The sequence below is a fragment of the Pontibacter sp. HJ8 genome (assembly GCF_054824225.1).
Genome location: NZ_JSYF01000504.1, coordinates 1 through 2524 on the forward strand (window position 1 = coordinate 1; position 2524 = coordinate 2524).

Annotated in this window: 1 pseudogene; it reads left to right on the top strand. The window is 47.4% G+C overall.

Annotation, left to right across the window (positions count from 1 at the left end):
• Window positions 1-485: 485 nt before the first annotated feature.
• A pseudogene (gene ettA, locus OB13_RS18610) lies at window positions 486-2155 on the top strand (energy-dependent translational throttle protein EttA).
• Window positions 2156-2524 lie beyond the last annotated feature (369 nt).

The window sequence follows — 2524 nt, forward strand, 5'->3', positions numbered from 1 at the left end:
CCTACCTGTCTGTCCGGGTAGTTCATAAAAGCCTTTAACCATACTTGCTGGTCTTGAATAAAGCCATACTTTCTGGCTTCTTCCAATAGATCGTTGTTTTCCATTTAAGGATCGGGTTATGTTCGGAACACAAAAGGGGAAATAGGCGCAAAATTCAAACTAATCTTAGCATACGCAAGTTGGATGGTAGCGTTTGCTTTACCGCTTTTCCTGCTACAGTCGCCCGGGACTAAGCGGTAAACGCAACTGCCAAACCTGGTGCTAAAATAAGTCGGTACGTACTTCTTTCAGATAGTTTTTCTACAAGTTTAGTGATTTCAAAGCACTTTTGTGAACCATAAATGCATGAATTTTTCCGATATTTGTATTTCGGGGCATATTGTAGAACAAATTGTACCCGGCGTAGCTGCAAGGCAGCCTGATAAGGTCAAGCTAGCATTTTAAAATTACTGCCTTTACGCAGTAACCTAACCTATATAAAAGTTATGAGCAACGAAACCATCATTTTCTCAATGGCTGGGGTCAGTAAGATATACCCTCTAAGAAACAAGTATTAAAGAATATCTACCTGTCATTTTTCTACGGCGCCAAAATTGGCGTGCTGGGTCTCAACGGATCCGGTAAGTCCAGCTTGCTTAAGATCATAGCAGGCGTTGACAAAGAAATCCTGGGCGAAGTGGTATGGTCGCCGGGCTACTCCGTGGGCTACCTCGAGCAGGAGCCTCAACTGGACCCGACCAAAACGGTGCGCCAGGTAGTGGAAGAAGGTGTAAGCGAAGTGGTGGCTTTGTTGAAGGAATTCGACGAGATCAACATGAAGTTTGCCGAGGAGATGACCGACGATGAGATGAACAAACTCATCGAGCGCCAGGGCGAGGTACAGGAAAAACTGGATCAGCACAATGCCTGGGAGCTGGACAACCGGCTGGAGCGGGCCATGGATGCCCTGCGCACCCCACCCGAAGACGCCCTGATCGGCAACCTGTCGGGTGGTGAGAAACGCCGTGTGGCCCTTTGCCGCCTGCTGTTGCAGGAGCCGGATGTGCTGTTGCTGGACGAACCAACCAACCACTTGGACGCAGAATCAGTGGACTGGCTGGAGCAGCACTTAAAACAGTATAAAGGAACGGTCATTGCTGTAACCCACGATAGATACTTCCTGGACAATGTGGCTGGCTGGATCTTGGAACTGGACCGTGGCGAAGGTATTCCGTGGAAAGGCAACTACAGCAGCTGGCTGGAGCAGAAGTCTAACCGCCTGGCGCAGGAAGAGAAAACAGAAAGCAAACGTCAGAAAACCTTGCAGCGGGAACTCGAGTGGGTGCGCATGGCTCCCAAAGCCCGTCATGCCAAGTCCAAAGCGCGTATCAGCCAGTACGATAAACTGGCAGGGGAAGACTCCAAATCGAAAGAAGATAAACTGGAGCTCTTTATACCGGATGGCCCGCGTCTGGGGGCACAGGTAATAGAGGCACACAACATCAGCAAGGCCTACGGCGACAAGCTGTTGTTTGAAAACCTGAGCTTTGCACTGCCACAAGGTGGTATCGTGGGCATTATCGGGCCGAACGGTGCCGGTAAGACAACCCTGTTTAAGCTGATCACAGGACAGGAGAAACCGGATGCCGGTGAATTCTCGGTAGGGTCTACCGTGCAGATATCGTATGTAGACCAGGAGCACGCCAATCTGGATGCGAATAAGTCTGTATTTGAAGTGATCTCGGGAGGAACGGAGCACATGATCATGGCCGGCCGTCAGGTTGTGTCCCGTGCTTATGTAAGTAAATTCAACTTCTCGGGAGGCGATCAGGAGAAGAAGGTCGAGAACCTGTCGGGTGGTGAGCGTAACCGGGTGCACCTGGCCATGACGCTGAAAGAAGGCGGTAACCTGTTGCTGCTCGATGAGCCTACCAACGACCTGGACGTGAATGCGATCCGGGCACTGGAAGACGCGCTGGAGAACTTTGCCGGTTGTGCGGTAATCATTTCGCACGACCGCTGGTTCCTGGACCGTATCTGTACTCATATCCTGGCTTTTGAAGGAGACTCGCAGGTATACTGGTTTGAAGGCAACTACACGGATTACGAAGAGAACAAGAAGAAGCGCATGGGAGATGTGGAGCCGAAGCGTATCCGGTATAAGAAGCTGGTGTAGTTCCGATGAGATTGCATCAATAGATTTAGTCATGTAAAAAGCCCCGTTAGTCGAGAGATTAACGGGGTTTTTTCGTGTCAGCAATGGCTATTTAGCTGAAAATCTGCTGGTTGTAGAAAAAAAATTTCAAAAAAAATTAAAAAAAATTTAATTGCATTTATTTGATGTTATTTTGCCTGTATGTAGCTTATTGATTATAAGTCGTTTGCATTATTTGGGGTGAGGTTGAGTAGGTTTTGTGTTGAAATTGTGAAAGAAAAAGAGTTTTATATTACATTATTTGCATATTAAAATAATTCATTATTAATTTGCATCGTCTTCTACAAAATATAGGAATATATCTCTGCAGAAGTTGATTTTTTTATGCTT